Annotated in this window: 11 protein-coding genes; 6 read left to right on the plus strand and 5 right to left on the minus strand. The window is 61.4% G+C overall.

Annotation, left to right across the window (positions count from 1 at the left end; genetic code table 11):
- Window positions 1–241 precede the first annotated feature (241 nt).
- Window positions 242–3,730: a chromosome segregation protein SMC gene (gene smc, locus HBR94_RS06500; RefSeq protein ID WP_170044403.1), complete on the minus strand. Its 3,489-nt coding sequence runs from the start codon at window positions 3,728–3,730 to the stop codon at window positions 242–244.
- A gap of 2 nt (window positions 3,731–3,732) precedes the next feature.
- A complete protein-coding gene (locus HBR94_RS06505; RefSeq protein ID WP_057439508.1) occupies window positions 3,733–4,392 on the minus strand; it encodes a GntR family transcriptional regulator in 660 nt (219 codons plus the stop codon).
- Window positions 4,393–4,659: 267 nt separating this feature from the next.
- On the opposite strand from HBR94_RS06505, the gene xdhA reads away from it, so the two are divergent.
- From xdhA to guaD, 4 genes are all read left to right on the plus strand, one after another.
- A complete protein-coding gene (xdhA, locus tag HBR94_RS06510) occupies window positions 4,660–6,108 on the plus strand; it encodes a xanthine dehydrogenase small subunit (RefSeq protein ID WP_170044404.1) in 1,449 nt (482 codons plus the stop codon).
- Window positions 6,101–8,500, plus strand: coding sequence for a xanthine dehydrogenase molybdopterin binding subunit (xdhB, locus tag HBR94_RS06515; RefSeq protein ID WP_057439510.1), 2,400 nt, complete (start codon window positions 6,101–6,103; stop codon window positions 8,498–8,500). Before xdhA ends, xdhB begins: the two co-directional genes overlap by 8 nt.
- Before the next feature lie 115 nt (window positions 8,501–8,615).
- Window positions 8,616–9,458, plus strand: a complete 843-nt coding sequence (xdhC, locus tag HBR94_RS06520; RefSeq protein ID WP_170044405.1) for a xanthine dehydrogenase accessory protein XdhC — start codon at window positions 8,616–8,618, stop codon at window positions 9,456–9,458.
- Window positions 9,459–9,465: 7 nt separating this feature from the next.
- Window positions 9,466–10,770 (plus strand): guanine deaminase, encoded by a 1,305-nt coding sequence (gene guaD / locus HBR94_RS06525; protein ID WP_057439512.1) that lies wholly within the window; start codon window positions 9,466–9,468, stop codon window positions 10,768–10,770.
- Window positions 10,771–11,013: 243 nt separating this feature from the next.
- On the opposite strand, the gene HBR94_RS06530 is transcribed toward guaD, so the two are convergent.
- Window positions 11,014–11,778 carry a GntR family transcriptional regulator gene (locus tag HBR94_RS06530; protein ID WP_057439513.1) on the minus strand — a complete coding sequence of 255 codons (765 nt, stop codon included), beginning with the start codon at window positions 11,776–11,778 and terminating at the stop codon, window positions 11,014–11,016.
- Window positions 11,779–11,997: 219 nt separating this feature from the next.
- On the opposite strand from HBR94_RS06530, the gene HBR94_RS06535 reads away from it, so the two are divergent.
- Entirely contained in the window at window positions 11,998–13,188 is a 1,191-nt protein-coding gene (locus HBR94_RS06535; RefSeq protein ID WP_057439514.1) for a benzoate/H(+) symporter BenE family transporter, read from the plus strand.
- A gap of 53 nt (window positions 13,189–13,241) precedes the next feature.
- Here HBR94_RS06535 and HBR94_RS06540 read toward each other — a convergent pair whose 3' ends face one another.
- Window positions 13,242–13,586: a YggL family protein gene (locus HBR94_RS06540; RefSeq protein ID WP_057444922.1), complete on the minus strand. Its 345-nt coding sequence runs from the start codon at window positions 13,584–13,586 to the stop codon at window positions 13,242–13,244.
- Window positions 13,587–13,823: 237 nt separating this feature from the next.
- Here HBR94_RS06540 and dacB point away from each other — a divergent pair, with 237 nt between their 5' ends.
- On the plus strand, window positions 13,824–15,284 hold the full coding sequence (gene dacB, locus HBR94_RS06545; RefSeq protein WP_115128706.1) for a D-alanyl-D-alanine carboxypeptidase/D-alanyl-D-alanine-endopeptidase: 1,461 nt from the start codon (window positions 13,824–13,826) through the stop codon (window positions 15,282–15,284).
- A gap of 147 nt (window positions 15,285–15,431) precedes the next feature.
- Here dacB and HBR94_RS06550 read toward each other — a convergent pair whose 3' ends face one another.
- The gene (locus tag HBR94_RS06550) at window positions 15,432–17,831 is read right to left on the minus strand and encodes a GGDEF domain-containing protein (RefSeq protein ID WP_170044406.1); all 2,400 of its coding nucleotides are present in this window, start codon (window positions 17,829–17,831) and stop codon (window positions 15,432–15,434) included.
- Window positions 17,832–17,962 lie beyond the last annotated feature (131 nt).

The raw sequence follows: 17,962 nt of genomic DNA on the forward strand, positions 1-17,962 counted from the left end.
CTCTATAAAAAATGCTGAAAAATAAGGGGTTTAGCACCGTGCAAACCGCTTTAAAACGTGGCGCCAACTCTATGTTCTGACTGACGTTTTGCCCACGCATACGAAAAATTGACATTAAACTAGCACGACCAAAGATAACTTTACACAGTTGGCGCAAAATGTGTCGGCTGACGCAGGAATTAAGCTACAAATCATAAGCTTCAAGCCGACACTCATGCCCCTTGAAGCTAGCAACTTGGCGCTAACTTTCCACCATTGCCATCGCCTCTTCCACATCCACCGCCACCAGTCGCGAACAGCCCGGTTCATGCATGGTCACCCCCATCAATTGATCCGCCATTTCCATGGCGATCTTGTTGTGGGTGATATAGATGAACTGCACCGTCTGGGACATCTCTTTAACCAGGCGGGCATAGCGTCCAACGTTAGCGTCATCCAGCGGCGCGTCAACTTCATCGAGCATGCAGAACGGCGCCGGGTTCAACTTGAAGATGGCAAACACCAGGGCCAATGCGGTCAGGGCCTTCTCGCCGCCGGACAACAAATGGATGGTGCTGTTCTTCTTGCCCGGAGGCCGCGCCATGATCGTTACCCCTGTATCGAGTAGATCTTCGCCCGTCAGTTCCAAGTAAGCGCTGCCACCGCCGAAAACTTTTGGGAATAAGGCCTGTAAACCGCCATTAATCTGATCAAAGGTATCTTTGAAGCGGTTACGGGTTTCCTTGTCGATCTTGCGAATGACGTTTTCCAGGGTGTCCAGGGCTTCCACCAGATCGGCGTTCTGGGCATCCAGGTAACGTTTACGCTCGGACTGCTGCTGGTATTCGTCGATGGCGGCGAGGTTGATCGCGCCGAGTCGCTGAATGCGCGCGGCAATGCGCTCAAGTTCTTCTTCGGCTTCTTTCTCGTTGGCTTCGGCGGTCAAGGTATTGAGCACGCCGTGCAGGTCGTAGCCATCTTCCAGCAACTGATCCTGCAAGGTTTTGCGGCGCACCGTCAGGGCCTGCCATTCCATGCGCTGCTGTTCGAGCTGGCTGCGGATCAATTGTGATTGCTGCTCGGCCTGAGTCCGGCGCTTTTCTGCGTCGCGCAGTTCGCGGTCGGCGTCTTCCAGAGCGATCTGCGCGGTCTTGAGTTCTTCGTCGACGCTCATGCGTTTATCGAGCAACTCTTCGAGCTTCAAGCGCAGCTCTTCCAGGGGCGCCTCGCCCTCCTCCAGGTTGAGACTCAGTTGCTCGCGCTTTTCCGTCAGGCGCTCGGACTGCATCTCCAAGCGCTCCAGGGCTTGGCGCGTGGAATCGTGCTGAGCGCGCAACGAGCCCAGGCGCACCGCCAACTGGTGGGCGTGATCCTTGTGCTGGCGCGCTTCCTGGCGTACCCGATCGAGGCGTTCGCGCAGGCTGTCACGCTGGGCCAGCAGCAGTTCACGCTGCTCGGTGTCGAGGGCCATGCTGTCGAGGGCGTCCTGCAACTGCAGGCGCGCTTCGCCGACTTGTTCATGTTCGAGGGCGCGCTGTTCGCCCATCTCGGCCACTTCTTCATCGAGACGGGTACGGCGCAGGGTCAACTGCTCGGCCTTGGCCTTGCTGGCCGAGAGCTGGGCTTTCAGTTCGCCCTGCTGGCGCGCTTCGTCCTGCAACAGGCGGCGCAAATGTTCGCGGCCGGTCTCTTGCTGGCGCTGGGTGGCGCGCAGGGTTTGCAGTTGGGTTTCCAGGGACTCCAGGGTCGCCTCGCGCTCTTCGCGCTCGGCACTCAGGTTGACGATTTCCTGGCCACGGGCCAATACGCCGCTTTCGGCTTCACTGGCGCGGCGCACCCGCAAAAAGTGCCGGCCGACCCAGTAGCCGTCGCGGCTGATCAGGCTTTCGCCAGAGGCCAATTGGCCACGCAACGCCAGGGCCTGTTCCAGGGAGTCCACCGGCTTGACCTGGCCCAGCCAGGGCGACAGATCAATCGGCGCCTCGACTTTATCCAACAGGCTGCCCGGCACGCGGGTGCCATCGGCTGCCGGGCTGAGCAGACGCAAGTCGCCCTGGGTGAAACCGGCCAAATCAAACCCGCCAAAGTCATCCACCAGCACCGCCTGCAGATCCGCGCCAAGCACGGTCTCCACGGCCAGTTCCCAACCGGCTTCGACCTTCAAGCCTTCGGCCAGGCGCGGACGCTCGGCCAGGTGCTGGTCACGCAGCCATTCTGCGGTGCCTGTGCCGGGATCCAGTGCCGCCTGCTGCAAGGCTTCAAGGGAGGCCAGGCGCCCGTTGAGGCGCTGCAAATCGCCCTGGGCCTGCTGCTGCGCCTGGGTCGCCTGCTGCAGTTCCTGGCGCAATTGCTCCAGGCGCTCCACTTGCTGTTCTTCGCTGGCTTCCAGCTCTTCGAGCGTCATTTCGCTTTCGGCCAGCTGCTCGCTCAGCGCCATGATCGCCGCGTCTTCCGGGGCAGCGGCCAGCAAGGCGCGCTCCTCCAGGACCCGGCGCTGGCGCTCGGCCAGGCGTTCCATGCTGGTTTCCAGTTGCTGGATGCGCGACTGCTGCACCTCAGCCTGGCGCCGCGGCTCGGCGGAGCGCAGGTTGAACGCATCCCACTGTTCCTGCCAACCGTGCATGGTGGTTTCGGATTCTTCCAGGGCGGCGGCGGCCTCTTCGGCGGCGGCGCTGGTGATTTCCTGCTCGGGGGTGAGCATGTCCAGCTCTTCGCCGAGGGTCAGCAGCAAGGTGCGGTCGTGGCCCAGGTGCGACTCGGTTTCCAGGCGCGCGCGCTCCGCTTCCTTCAGGTCATCCTGCAACTGGCGCAAACGCTGCTGGCCGTGCTGGATGCTCTGCTCGACCCGCGCAATATCGCCGCCCACCGAATAGAAGCGGCCCTGCACCAGGTTGAAGCGCTCGGACAAGTCATGGTGACCGTCACGCAGGCGTTCGATGCTGGCGTCGGCATTGCGCTGCTCGGCCACCAGGGCTTCGAAGCTGATTTCCTGGGTGCCGATAATCGCTTCGCGCTGGCCCACCTGGTCATTCAAGGCCTGCCAGCGCAGCGCCGAGAGTTGCGCCTTGAGCTGGCGTTCTTCGCCTTTGTATTCCTGGTATTTCTCGGCGGCCTGGGCCTGGCGGTGCAGGCGCTCCAGCTGGCGCTCCAGCTCTTCACGCAGGTCGGTCAGGCGCGCGAGGTTTTCGTGGGTGCGGCGGATGCGGTTTTCGGTCTCGCGGCGGCGCTCCTTGTACTTGGAGATGCCGGCCGCTTCCTCGATAAAGTTGCGCAGGTCCTCGGGCTTGGCTTCGATCAGCTTGGAGATCATGCCCTGCTCGATAATCGAGTAGCTGCGCGGGCCCAGGCCGGTGCCGAGGAAGATGTCGGTAATGTCGCGGCGCCGGCACTTGGTGCCGTTGAGGAAGTAACTGTTCTGGCTGTCGCGCGTCACTTTGCGGCGGATGGAGATTTCCGCGTAGGCGGCGTATTCACCCACCAGGGTACCGTCGGAGTTGTCGAACACCAGTTCGATGCTGGCCTGGCTGACCGGCTTGCGGCTGGTGGAGCCATTGAAGATGACGTCGGTCATCGACTCGCCACGCAGGTTTTTCGCCGAGCTCTCGCCCATCACCCAGCGCACGGCGTCGATGATGTTCGACTTGCCGCAGCCATTGGGCCCGACCACTGCCGCCATGTTACTGGGGAAGTTCACCGTGGTCGGGTCGACGAAGGATTTGAACCCCGCCAGTTTGATGCACTTGAGCCGCACGCTTAGGCGTCCGCCAGGGCTGCGATAACCAGTGAACAACTGCGCTGGCCATAGGCCGAGAGCACTTGGCGGATCTGCGGCAGATCACGGGCCAGTACAGCGGCGAGCAGTTGCTCGAACAGCGCCAGGTACTCGCTCATCGACGCCTTGCGTTGATCCAGGGCCAGGTAATAGGCGCGGTTCATCGCCGGCTGCAGGTTTTCGACGGTTTCCTGCAGGTACGGGTTATTGGCAAAGGGGTACGCGGCGCGCATGACATTGAAGCATTCTTCGACAAAAGCGCGGATGTCCTGGCGCTCGAAATTGCTCACCAGCCGTTGCTGGATCTGCACGAAGGGCGCCATGTCGGCCTGGGTCTGCCAGCCTTCGGCGACCGCATTGCCCAGCAGGATGTACAGCTCGCTCATCAGCGTGCACAGGCTCTGCACCTTGTGCGCGGTGAGCTCGGTGACGTGGGCGCCACGGCGCGGCAGGATGGCGATCAGGTGCCGTCGCTCGAGGATCAGCAAGGCTTCGCGCACGGAGCCACGGCTGACATTGAGCGCCAGCGTGACTTTCTGTTCCTGGATCCGCTCCCCAGGCTTGAGATCGCCGCGAATAATGCGTTCGGCGAGGTGGTGAGCGATTTGCTCGGCAAGACTATCCGGCGCCTTGAACGTCATGTTTTCCCTTCAAAATCTGCTATCGGTACAAGGGCGGCAGTGTAGCGCAATCACTGAGCCAGCAACGCCGAATTTGGCATGAAATAAGCAGACGATAAAGCCCAGGCGCCCCTGAAAACGGCGGTTACAGGGATCTGAACCATAATCAAAGGTGTTGCAATCGCATTTTCTTGACCTTCTGGTCAGAAAATCGTTGACCGAAAAGTCAGACATGACTAGATTCGGCGCAAAGCGGTTAACAACAATAATGAGTCTGCGAGGCCTTCCGTGATCCAGTTTTTAATAAACCAGGAGCTCCGTAGCGAGCATGACCTGGACCCGAACCTGACTGTGCTCAACTACCTGCGTGAGCACCTGGGCAAATCCGGAACCAAGGAAGGCTGCGCCAGCGGCGACTGTGGTGCCTGCACCGTGGTAGTCGGCGAGCTGCATACCGACGAGCAAGGTGCCGAGCAGATTCGCTATCGCAGCCTCAATTCGTGCCTGACGTTTGTCTCATCCCTGCACGGCAAACAACTGATCACCGTGGAAGACCTCAAGCACCAGGGCCAACTGCACAGCGTGCAACAGGCCATGGTCGAGTGCCATGGTTCCCAATGCGGTTTCTGTACCCCCGGCTTTGTGATGTCGCTGTTCGCCCTGCAAAAAAACAGCGACGCCCCCGACAGCGCCAAGGCCCACGAAGCCCTGGCCGGCAACCTGTGCCGCTGCACCGGCTACCGGCCGATCCTGGCCGCCGCCGAGCAAGCCTGCTGCAACAAGCCCCAGGACCAGTTCGACAGCCGCGAGGCGCAGACCATCGCCCGCCTCAAGGCCATCGCGCCGACGCAAACCGGCGAACTGAACAGCGGCGACAAACGCTGCCTGGTGCCCCTGACCGTCGCCGACCTGGCCGACCTCTACGACGCCTACCCCCAAGCCCGGCTGCTGGCCGGCGGTACTGACCTGGCGCTGGAGGTCACCCAGTTCCACCGCGTGCTGCCGGTGATGATCTACGTCGGCAACATTGAAGCCATGAAGCGCATCGAGACCTTTGTCGACCGCCTGGAAATCGGCGCCGCCACCGCCCTCTCCGACTGCTACAGCGCGCTGCACCACGAATACCCGGACTTTGGCGACCTGCTGCACCGCTTCGCCTCCTTGCAAATCCGCAACCAGGGCACCCTCGGCGGCAATATCGGCAACGCCTCGCCCATCGGTGACTCACCGCCGCTGCTGATCGCCCTCGGCGCGCAGATCGTGCTGTGCAAGGGCAACGTGCGCCGCACCCTGGCCCTGGAAGACTACTTTATCGACTACCGCGTCACTGCCCGTCAGGACAGTGAGTTCATCGAGAAGATCATCGTGCCCAAGGGCCACGCGCTGTTTCGCGCCTACAAGGTTTCCAAGCGCCTGGACGATGACATCTCGGCAGTCTGCGCAGCCTTCAATCTGAAGATCGACAACGGAGTGATCAGCGATGCCCGCGTCGCCTTCGGCGGCATGGCCGCCACCCCCAAACGCGCACAACACTGCGAGGCCCTGCTGATCGGCGCCACCTGGAACAGCGCCACCGTGGAGAAAGCCTGCGCGGCCCTGGCCGAGGATTTCACCCCGCTGTCGGACTTCCGTGCGAGCAAGGAATACCGCCTGCTCAGCGCCCAGAACCTGCTGCGCAAATACTTCATCGAACTGCAAACGCCGCACATCGAGACTCGGGTGACCGCTTATGTCTAACCATCACGCCGTGGTAAAAACCCAAGCCGAAATGGCCGCGCTGTTTGCCCAGGACCTGACGTCCGGGGTCGGGCGTAGCGTCAAGCATGACAGCGCCGCCAAGCATGTGTCGGGCGAAGCGCAGTACATTGATGATCGCCTGGAATTCCCCAACCAGTTGCACCTGTATGCGCGCATGTCCGACCGCGCCCACGCCCGGATCCTCAGTATCGACACCGCGCCCTGCTACGCCTTTGACGGTGTGCGCATTGTCATCACCCACGAGGATGTGCCGGGCCTGAAAGACATCGGCCCGCTGATGCCCGGCGACCCGTTGCTGGCCATCGACACCGTGCAGTTCGTCGGCCAGGTAGTCCTGGCCGTCGCCGCCCGCGACCTGGAAACCGCACGCAAGGCGGCCATGGCCGCGGTGATCGAATACGAAGACCTGGAGCCGGTGCTGGATGTGGTCGAGGCCTTCCGCAATAAACATTTCGTGCTGGACAGCCACACCCATCAGCGCGGTGATTCGGCGAGCGCCCTGGCGAGCGCGAAAAACCGTATCCAGGGCACCCTGCATATCGGCGGCCAGGAACACTTCTACCTGGAGACCCAGATCTCCTCGGTGATGCCCACCGAAGACGGCGGCATGATCGTCTACTGCTCCACCCAGAACCCCACCGAAGTGCAGAAACTGGTGGCCGAAGTACTGGACGTGTCGATGAACAAAATCGTGGTGGATATGCGCCGCATGGGCGGTGGTTTTGGCGGCAAGGAAACCCAGGCCGCCAGCCCGGCATGCCTGTGCGCAGTGGTGGCGCGCCTGACTGGCCAGCCGACCAAGATGCGCCTGCCACGGGTCGAAGACATGCTGATGACCGGCAAGCGCCACCCGTTCTACATCGAATACGACGTGGGCTTCGACGACAACGGCCGCCTGCATGGGATCAATCTGGACCTGGCGGGTAACTGCGGCTGCTCGCCGGACCTGTCGAACTCGATTGTCGACCGGGCGATGTTCCACTCCGACAACGCTTATTACCTGGGCGATGCCACCGTCAACGGTCATCGCTGCAAGACCAACACCGCCTCCAACACCGCCTACCGTGGTTTCGGCGGCCCGCAAGGCATGGTCGCCATCGAGGAAGTGATGGACGCCATCGCCCGCCATCTGGCCCTGGACCCGCTGGCCGTGCGCAAGGCCAACTACTATGGCAAGACCGAGCGCAACGTCACCCACTACTACCAGACCGTCGAGCACAACATGCTCGAAGAAATGACCGCCGAGCTTGAGGCCAGCAGCCAGTACGCCGAACGCCGCGAAGCGATCCGCCTGTACAACGCCCACAGCCCGATCCTGAAAAAGGGCCTGGCGCTGACGCCGGTGAAGTTCGGTATTTCGTTTACCGCCAGCTTCCTCAACCAGGCCGGCGCGTTGATCCATATCTACACCGACGGCAGCATCCACTTGAACCATGGCGGCACCGAGATGGGCCAGGGCCTGAACATCAAGGTCGCGCAAGTGGTGGCCGAGATCTTTCAGGTGGAAATCGACCGGGTGCAGATCACCGCGACCAACACCGACAAGGTGCCCAACACCTCGCCGACCGCCGCCTCCAGCGGCGCCGACCTGAACGGAAAGGCCGCGCAGAACGCCGCCGAAACCATCAAGCAACGCCTGGTGGAGTTCGCTGCGCGCAAGTACGACGTCAGCGAGGCGGATGTGGAATTCCACAACGGCCATGTGCGGGTACGTGAGCTGATCCTGACGTTCGAGGAGCTGATCCAGCAGGCGTATTTCGCCCAGGTGTCGCTGTCGAGTACCGGCTTCTACAAGACCCCGAAAATTTTCTACGACCGCAGCCAGGCGCGGGGCCGGCCGTTCTACTACTTCGCCTTCGGCGCAGCCTGCTGCGAAGTGATCGTCGACACCCTGACCGGCGAGTACAAGATGCTGCGCACCGACATCCTCCACGACGTGGGCGCCTCGCTGAACCCGGCCATCGACATTGGCCAGGTCGAAGGCGGCTTTATCCAGGGCATGGGCTGGCTGACCATGGAAGAGTTGGTGTGGAACAACAAGGGCAAGCTGATGACCAATGGCCCGGCCAGCTACAAGATTCCGGCCGTGGCGGACATGCCCCTGGATTTGCGGGTCAAACTGGTAGAAAACCGCAAGAACCCGGAGGACACGGTGTTCCATTCCAAGGCCGTGGGCGAACCGCCATTTATGCTCGGGATTGCTTCGTGGTGCGCGATCAAGGATGCGGTGGCGAGCCTGGGTGACTATCGCCATCAACCAAAAATTGATGCGCCGGCGACCCCGGAGCGGGTGTTGTGGGGCTGTGAGCAAATGCGTCAATTGCAGGCGGCGACGGTGGTTGAGGCTGAGACCGAGATGGCTTCGCTCTAGACCGAGGTGCTGCCATCGCGGGCAAGCCCGCTCCCACATTTGGAATGCATTCCCTTGTGGGAGCGGGCTTGCCCGCGATGACGGCCTGACTGACAACAGCAATGTTGAGGTAGACATGAACAACTGGATCAGCGCCCTCGCCGACCTGCAACACCAGGGTGAACCCTGCGTGCTGGTGACCATTATCGAAGAGCTCGGCTCCACGCCGCGCAATGCCGGTTCGAAGATGGTAGTCAGCGCCGCGCAAACCTTCGACACCATCGGCGGCGGCCACCTGGAATACAAGGCCATGCAGATCGCCCGCGACATGCTCGCCAGCGGTCAACACAATACCCATCTGGAGCGCTTCAGCCTCGGTGCCAGCCTCGGCCAGTGCTGTGGCGGCGTCACCGTGCTGCTGTTCGAACCCATGGGCCAGGTGCAGGCGCAGATTGCCGTGTTCGGCGCCGGCCATGTCGGTCGCGCCCTGGTGCCGCTGCTGGCCAGCCTGCCGTGCCGGGTGCGCTGGATCGACTCGCGGGAACAGGAATTCCCGGAGCATATCCCCCAGGGCGTGCGTAAAATCGTCAGCGAAGAGCCGGTCGATGAAATTGCCGACCTGCCAGCGGGCAGTTACTGCATCGTCATGACCCATAATCACCAACTGGACCTGGAACTGACCGCCGCCCTGCTCAAGCGCAATGACTTTGCCTACTTCGGCCTGATCGGCTCGCAGACCAAACGCGTCAAGTTTGAACACCGCCTGCGTGAGCGCGGCTTCGAGGCTGCGCAGTTGCAACGCATGCGCTGCCCCATGGGCCTCACCGAGGTGAAGGGCAAATTGCCGGTGGAAATCGCCATCTCCATCGTCGGCGAGATCATCGCCACCTATAACGCCAACTTCGGCCAGCACACCGCGAGCGCCGAACCCATTGCCAAACTGCTGCCGGTATCTCGCCGCAGCCAAGCTATGAATTGAGACGACCATGCCTTTGACTCGTAAAGCCTACCGTGCCGCCATCCTGCACAGCCTCGCCGACCCCGCCATCGTCGGGATTGACGCCTCCTATGAGTATTTCGAGGACGGCCTGCTGGTGATCGACAACGGCCAGATCAGCGCCCTCGGGCATGCCAGCGAATTGCTGCCGACGCTGGCGGCCGATATCGAAATCACCCATTACCAGGATGCGCTGATCACCCCCGGCCTGATCGACACCCATATCCACCTGCCGCAAACCGGCATGGTCGGGGCCTACGGCGAACAACTGCTGGATTGGCTCAACACCTACACCTTCCCTTGTGAAAGCCAGTTCGCCGACAAGGCCCACGCCGAAGAAGTGGCGGATATTTTTATCAAGGAACTGCTGCGCAATGGCACCACCACCGCCCTGGTGTTCGGCAGCGTGCACCCGCAATCGGTTAACTCATTTTTTGAGGCCGCCGAGAAGCTCGACCTGCGCATGATCGCCGGCAAGGTGATGATGGACCGCAATGCGCCGGACTACCTGACCGATACCGCCGAATCCGGCTACCAGGAGAGCAAGGCGCTGATCGAACGCTGGCACGGCAAAGGCCGTTTGCACTACGCCGTTACGCCGCGCTTCGCGCCTACCAGCACACCGGAACAGTTGACCCTCGCAGGGCAGTTGCTGGGGGAATACCCGGACCTGTACATGCAGACGCACATCAGTGAAAACCTGCAGGAAGTGCAATGGGTCAAGGAGCTGTTCCCGGAGCGCAGCGGCTACCTGGACGTGTACGACCACTACAAGCTGCTGGGGGAACGTTCGGTATTCGCCCATGGCGTACACCTGTGCGACGACGAATGCGCGCGCCTGGCCGAAGCCGGTTCAGCGGTCGCGTTCTGCCCGACATCGAACTTCTTCCTCGGCAGCGGCTTGTTCAACCTGCCGATGGCCGAGAAGCACCAGCTCAATGTGGGCCTGGGCACGGATGTGGGGGGCGGTACCAGTTTCTCCCTGCTGCAGACGCTGAACGAGGCCTACAAGGTCATGCAATTGCAGGGCGCACGCCTGAGCCCGTTCAAATCGCTGTACCTGGCGACCCTGGGCGGCGCCAAAGCGCTGCGCCTGGAAGACAAGATCGGCACCCTGCAGCCGGGCACCGATGCCGACTTCCTGGTACTGGATTACAACGCCACGCCACTGCTCAGCTATCGCTTGAAGCAGGCCAAGGACATTGCCGAGACGTTGTTTGTGTTGATGACGCTGGGGGATGATCGGGCGGTGATGCAGACGTATGCAGCGGGCCAACTGGTGCATCAACGCTGATTTTGAAGGGCACCACAAACCAATGTGGGAGCAGGCAAGCCATAATGCCGATCAGTTAAGCGAACGCAATACTCAAAGCAGTGAAAATCAAATGTGGGAGCGGGCTTGCTCGCGAAGACGTCGGCCCAGCCAACATTGATGTTGACTGACCCACTGCTTTCGCGAGCAAGCCCGCTCCCACAGGGGATCTGCGCTTGACTGACTGGCATTAAGGCAAGCCAGCTCCCACAGTTTGATCGGGGCTTACAGTTTTATAGAGGAGCGACCCGGCTTCTTGGTCTGCAGCAAATGTGAGAACACCGCATGCAGATCATCCGACGCACTTTCCTCATCGAGGTTGAGCTTGCTGTCGATGTGATCCATGTGGTGCATCATCAGGTTCACCGCCAACCCCACATCCCGGGCTTCGATGGCATCGATCAACTGGGTGTGCTCGTCATAGGAACAGTGTGAGCGGTTGCCGCTTTCATACTGGGCGATGATCAGCGAGGTCTGGGACACCAGGCTGCGCTGGAAGCTGATCAGCGGGGCATTTTTTGCCGCTTCGGCCAGTTTCAGGTGGAACTCGCCAGAGAGCCGGATACCCGCGCCGCGATCGCCACGGGAGAAGCTGTCGCGCTCGTCATTGACCATCTGCCGCAGTTCGGCCAACTCTTCGGTCGAGGCATGCTGCACCGCCAATTCGGTGATCGCCCGTTCGACCAGGCGCCGGGCCAGGAACACCTGGCGGGCTTCCTCGACACTTGGGCTGGCCACCACCGCACCCCGATTGGGGCGCAACAACACCACGCCTTCATGGGCCAGGCGCGACAGTGCGCGACGGATGATGGTGCGGCTGACGCCAAAGATCTCGCCCAGTGCTTCTTCACTCAATTTGGTACCGGGCGCCAGGCGTTGCTCGAGGATGGCCTCGAAGATATGCGCGTAGACGATATCGTCCTGGGTTCCACTGCGACCGGCCTTACCGGCTCGCGGCTGTTTCTTGAGGGGCTGCAACTGTTCGTTCATGGGCACTCGGGTCGGGAGAACGGCGGCGAATTGACGTTGACTGTAATAAGAGTACAGCGGTCGCTGGCAAGTATCGCGTAAAAACAGCGCACATTGTACACAACCCGTTGCGCCAACACACTGTACGGCTGTTTGCGCCACCGGCTGTATTGCAACAGTCAGTTACGTTTGAGTTTAGGCTTGATTCCACGATTTCCCAGGTACAAGGAACACCGCCCCATGACCGACGCGACCCAGGCGCCGCTGCGCCCACTGGCCGACACTTCGCCTTCGGCCATTGTCGCCGGCTTTATCGCCATGATGACCGGTTACACCAGCTCCCTGGTGCTGATGTTCCAGGCCGGCCAGGCTGCCGGCCTGACCACCGGGCAAATTTCATCGTGGATCTGGGCGATTTCCATCGGCATGGCGGTGTGCAGCATCGGCCTGTCCCTGCGCTACCGCACGCCCATCACCATTGCCTGGTCGACCCCCGGCGCGGCGCTGTTGATTACCAGCCTGGGCGGGGTCAGCTATGGCGAGGCCATTGGCGCCTACATCACCTGCGCGGTACTGGTGACGATCTGTGGCCTCACCGGCAGCTTTGAAAAACTGGTGAAGAAGATCCCTGCCTCACTGGCCGCCGCGCTGCTGGCCGGGATCCTGTTCAAGATCGGCAGCGAGATTTTCGTCGCCGCGCAGCACCGTACTGCCCTGGTATTGGGCATGTTCTTTACCTACCTGATCATCAAGCGCCTGTCGCCTCGATATGCCGTACTGGCGGCGCTGCTGATCGGTACTGCCTTGTCCGGGTTGATGGGGCTCCTGGACTTCAGCGGGTTCAGCCTGGAAGTGGCGACGCCGGTGTGGACCACGCCGCACTTTTCCCTGGCGGCGACCATCAGCATCGGCATTCCGTTGTTTGTGGTGGCGATGACCTCGCAGAACATGCCCGGGGTCGCGGTATTGCGCGCCGATGGCTACGACGTGCCCGCCTCACCGCTGATCACCGCCACCGGCCTGGCCTCACTGGTGCTCGCGCCGTTTGGCTCCCACGGCATCAACCTGGCCGCCATCAGCGCGGCCATCTGCACCGGCCCCCATGCCCATGAGGACCGCAACAAGCGCTACACCGCCGCCGTGTGGTGCGGGATTTTCTACGGGGTTGCCGGGGTATTTGGCGCGACCTTGGCGGCGTTGTTCGCCGCATTGCCCAAGGAATTGGTGCTGTCGATTGCCGCATTGGCGTTGTTCGGCTCGATCATCAATGGCCTGAGCATTGCCATGAATGAGCCCAAGGAGCGGGAAGCAGCACTGATCACCTTTATGGTCACGGCGTCGGGGTTGACGCTGTTTTCCATCGGTTCGGCATTCTGGGGAATTGTTGCGGGGGTGTTGACGCTGGTGATTCTGAACTGGCGCAAGGCCTGAATTTAATACCTTGAAACGAAAAAGCGACCCGGGCGGGTCGCTTTTTCATGACATCAGACAGCCGGGTTAACCGGTGTCTCTGGATGCCAGGCGTCCAGCAGTTCGCTGACTTCAACGCGGGTCAGCTCTGGGCGAGCCTTGAGCCACGCTTCAACCGCTGCACGCTGTTCTTCGTTGACCGAACCACGGGTGGCTTTGCAGACCAGACCGAAGTCATCGCCGCCCACGTAGTCCAGGCCATTGCCGTCCATCGCTTCAGTCAGGAATGCTTCGAGGAAAGCGTCAACCGCCTCATCGTCCAAACCTTCTTTGAAGTCCAGGTTCAGTTCGAAACCCAGCTCTTGAAATTCATCAACGCACAGTTTTTTGCGCAGACGCCGGGAACGGTTAGTCGCCATTGGAACAATCCTCTTAAGTATTAACGGCCGGCACTCTACCAGTTTAAGGCGCGAATTGCCCGGCAATCCAAGACGGGTGGCACGATAGCGCGAAAAAAATCCATCATTTGCAGCTATGGTTGAGGCACAAGTAGCCCCACCTTGGGGCATAATGCCGACACTTTCATGACCACTGGGGGATTTTCTTACATAGCCCCCGCTATATTCACCCTCCTCTGCAGTAGGGTCTTACTTCTTATGATCAAATCCTTGCGTCCATTATTACTCGCCAGTTTCCTTTTGCCCCTGGCGCTCTCAGTCACCGCCGCCCCGATCAATACCACCCTGCCACCCAAAGTCCAGGAAGCCCTGAAGAAAGCCAAACTGCAGAACGATGCCCTGTCCCTGGTAATGATTCCGCTCAATGGCCCCGGCAGCGCCACGGTGTTCAACGCTGACGTGTCGGTCAACCCGGCGTCGACCATGAAACTGGTCACCACCTACGCAGCCCTGGAAATGCTCGGCCCCAACCATCAGTGGAAAACCGAGTTCTACACCGACGGCACCCTCAGTGGCGGCGTCCTGCGGGGCAACCTGTACCTCAAGGGCGGCGGCGATCCCAAGCTGAACATGGAAAAGCTCTGGCTGCTGATGCGCGACCTGCGCGCCAATGGCGTACAGCAAGTCACCGGCGACCTGGTGCTGGACCGCGGCTTCTTTATCCAGCCCCAACTGCCGGAGTTCAACGACGACGGCAACGATGCCAACAAGCCGTTCCTGGTCAAGCCGGACGCCCTGCTGGTCAACCTCAAGGCCCTGCGCTTTGTGACCCGCAATGATTCGGGAAAGGTGTTGGTCTCGGTGGAACCGCCGATTGCCAGCATCCAGATCGACAATCAGGTCAAGGCCAGCAACGCCAAGCAGTGCACCGGTGATGTGCGCTACAACCCGGTCACCGCCGCCGACGGCAGTGTCACCGTGACCGTCAGCGGCCAGTTGGGCGATGGCTGCAGCTCGCAGACGTATCTGTCGCTGCTCGACCATGCCACCTACACCGCCGGCGCCGTGCGCGCGATCTGGAAAGAGTTGGGCGGCACGATCCAGGGCCGCGACGTACTGGCCCCGGTGCCGAAAACCGCCAAGGTCCTGGCCCGGGCGTTCTCCCCGGACCTGGCCGAGATCATCCGCGACATCAATAAATACAGTAACAACACCATGGCCCAGCAGCTGTTCCTCAGCCTCGGCGCGCAATACCGCACTGATGCCGACGGCGATGACGCCAGGGCAGCACAGCGCGTGGTCCGCCAGTGGCTGGCGAAAAAAGGCATCACGGCTCCGCACCTGGTGATGGAAAACGGTTCCGGCCTGTCCCGTGCCGAACGGGTTAGCGCCCGAGAAATGGCGACCATGCTGCAGGCCGCCTGGAGAAGCCCGTATGCGGCCGAGTTCATCAGCTCGATGCCGATTGCCGGCAGTGACGGCACCATGCGCAAGCGCCTGAAAACCACAGCCCTGCGCGGCGAAGCCCACGTCAAGACCGGCACCCTGAACACAGTACGTGCGATTGCCGGCTTCAGCCGTGACAACAATGGCAATACCTGGGCGGTGGTGGCGATTCTCAACGATCCAAAGCCGTGGGGTGCATCGTCGGTGCTGGACCAGGTGCTGCTGGATCTGTATCGCCAGCCGAAGCTGGCGGCGGCTGCGCCGGGCCTATAGAGCGGTTGGCTTACCAACCTTTTGCAACCACCGCGAACTAAATGTGGGAGCGGGCTTGCTCGCGATGACGGTGTGTCAGTCAATACATCTGGCGACTGATACACCGTCATCGCGAGCAAGCCCGCTCCCTCATTAGGGATACGGTGCTCAGACAGGCAACCGCTGCGCCTCGACCCGATCCCTGCCCGCCTGCTTGGCCGCATACACCGCCGAATCCGCGCGCAGCAACAAGCCATCCACGCCCTCATCGACCCGCCAACTGGCTACGCCAAAACTCGCCGTCACCGTGCCGACGCCGTCCATTGGCGTACTGCGCAGCACTTCCCACAACTCAACGGCCAGGCTGTAGGCCTGGACACCATCGGTATTGGGACACAGCACCATGAACTCCTCGCCGCCGAGGCGGCAGAACACATCGCTGCGGCGCAGGCGCAGGCTGATACGCCGGCACAACTCCTGCAGCACACCATCCCCCGCCGCGTGCCCATGCTGGTCATTGATGCGCTTGAAGTGATCAATATCCAGCATGATCACCGCCAGCGACCCCGACGTACGCCGCACCCGACTCATCTCGGCCCTCAGCCGATCCTGGAAGTAGCGACGGTTATGGATACCCGTCAACGAGTCGGTGATGGACAGCGCCCGCAACTCTTCTTCCACCCGCTTGAGATCGGAGATATCCGACACATAGCCATGCCATAGCGTACCGCCACCGGGTAATTCTTCCGGCGTCGCCTCGCCACGAATCCAACGCAGGCCCCGGCCCGGCAGTTGCACCCGATATTCCTCGCGCCATTGACTCAACTGCAGCGCGGACAGGCGGATAGAGGCGCGGATGCGCTCTGCGTCCTGGGGATGAATACGCTCGAAGACTTGCTTGGCATCCTGTTGCAGCAACCCCGGGTCGATTTCGTAGATATCGCGAATACCATCGCTGGCGTAGATAAACCGCCAGTTGTCATTGGGTTCGAGGGTGAACTGGAAGATCCCGCCCGGCACATGGGCACTGAGTTTTTTCAGCAACCGATCCCGCGCCGCCAGGGCCTCATACGCGCGTTTCTGCTCGGTGACATCCAGGCAGATCGCCAGGTGCCCGATCCACAAGCCATGCTCGTCAAGCAATGCCGTGGCCAGCATATTCACGGTCAACTGGCTGCCGTCCTGGCGCACCAACGTCCACTCCCGGGCCTCATGCAGGCTGTCACTGCCCTCCACCAGCATCGCCTGGCCGGGCATGATCCGTTTGCCCAGCGCCAGGCTCAACTGCACCGCACGGGCTTCCAGTTCGGGCGCCAGGTGCAGGCTTTCGAGGGTCATGTGACCGAGCACCTGGTCGGCCTGATAACCCAGCATCTTCTCGGCGCCGGCATTGAACGTGCTGATCACGCCCCGCAAGTCCGTAGCAATGATCGCCACCTGGGTCGCGGCGTTGAGCACGCTGCGCAACTGGCCATGGGCACCACGCAACTCATACTCGCGCTGGTGCAATTGCCCCGTACGCTGCTGCACCAGCCTCAGCGCCCGCTGCCGCTGGCTGACCAGCACGTAGAGCAAGGCACTGAGCAATAGGCTGAGCAAGCTGCCCATGGCCAGGATACTGCTCGTCGAAGAGTGATTGGCCTGCACAAACACCTGGCTGGGACGCAGGCTCAAGGCGTAGACATGATCGCCCAGGGTCAGCCGGCGGATCGACTCCAGGCTGCTATCGCCCACGGGATTGTCCGATTCATACAGCAGCTGCTGTTGAGTATCGGAGGTGTCGACAATCTGCATCACCAGGTTATCCCGCGCGGGCTTGGGCAAACCGTCGGCTACCAATTGGCGCATGCTGATCACCGCCATGACGAAACCGTAGGGTTCGTTGTAGGGCATTTGCGCGGTGGGCGGCCGAGTGACCGGTGCTACCAGCAACACGCCCATGGTATACGCCGACTCCACCCCCACCAGCGACATCGGTTGGGATACGGCAATGGTTGCGGAACGGTACGCCCGCTCGATCGTCGAACGGCGCAACGGCTGGGCCAGCAGGTCAAACCCCAAGGGCGAGCCGAGGATGCTCTGGGTCTGGCTGTACAACACCGGCACGTACTCGTCACGCTCCTGCGCCGGTACCAGCGCCCCGGCTTCATTCAACTCACGAATGGAGAAAGGCGCGCCACGCTGGCGTGATACCTGTTGTTCGAACGCCCGGCGCTCATCACGCGCTACCCGAGGCGCCCAGGCATAGGCACGGGCGCGCAACAGCAACGGCTGGGCGAACCCATCGAAATCTTCGCGGGAAACATCATGGGAGTTGACGAAAAAACGCTGCAGGCTGCCCAGGCGCTGCTCCTGGTCTTCGAAACGCTCTTCCAGGCGGCTATAGCGCTCGTTGACCAATAACTGGAAACGCTGGCGGACCTGCTGGTGATGCCGATCGGCCGTGGTCAGCGCCAGCACAGCGGTGAGCGCCACCCCCACCAGCAAGACCACCAATGCCACCAGCCAAGCGGATGCCTGCTCGCTGATAAATCCCAGTATTTTCGGGCGGACGGCTTGCAACGGCATAGGCAAAACTCGAAACACCAGCGTGCAGGAGCGCTACTTCGGCTAAGAGGTTAGTTATAGCCATCGAGCCCTCTTTTGACCAGCGTAAAAAAGCCGCGAGCCCGGAAAAATCCAGGCTTGCGGCTTCAAGG

The sequence above is a fragment of the Pseudomonas sp. WS 5412 genome (assembly GCF_012985615.1).
In the GTDB taxonomy this organism is placed as follows: Bacteria; Pseudomonadota; Gammaproteobacteria; order Pseudomonadales; family Pseudomonadaceae; genus Aquipseudomonas; species Aquipseudomonas shahriarae.